This is a genomic window from Staphylococcus sp. EG-SA-2 (assembly GCF_017152085.1).
Genome location: NZ_JACYHC010000241.1, coordinates 1 through 509, shown reverse-complemented (window position 1 = coordinate 509; position 509 = coordinate 1). Strand labels below are relative to the sequence as shown.

Sequence of the window (509 nt, the reverse complement as noted above, 5' to 3'; positions counted from 1 at the left end):
TACTAGAAAGGATAAGTAATAATGATAACGCAAATCCATTATCAAATATCGGCGCAAAACGAGTTAGAATAACACCACCTGCATTCACAATTCCTGCATGCATAATTGCCGATACTGGCGTTGGTGCTGTTACAGATTCAATCAACCATCGATGAAATGGAAATTGTGCTGCTGGTATCATGACAGCTAATACAAGTAGTACATTCGTCAACAATGACCATGTCGAATTAGACATATGTTGAGGCACGCGCCACTCGCCAGTCGCAATATAAATAGTTACAATTGCTCCAACGAATGCAAGCCAACCACATAAAAATGTCATACTTGATAATTTCGCAGACTCACGTGGCACTTTCCAAAAACGATTAACGTTCATCAGCAATGTTAAACATAATAATGTCATACCCCAGCAGAGTGCCATCAGTCTTAAGTCTTCAGACATCCATGCTAAAGATGCAAACGACGTAATCGCAGTGAACAATGGAAAGTAATGTCTATAATGATGATCA

At 39.3% G+C, this 509-nt stretch carries 1 protein-coding gene; it reads right to left on the bottom strand.

The genetic code is table 11. From position 1 onward, the window contains the following. Nucleotides 1-509 (bottom strand): proton-conducting transporter transmembrane domain-containing protein (locus IDG60_RS02360; RefSeq protein WP_274611430.1); only part of this gene is annotated, 509 nt, incomplete at both ends.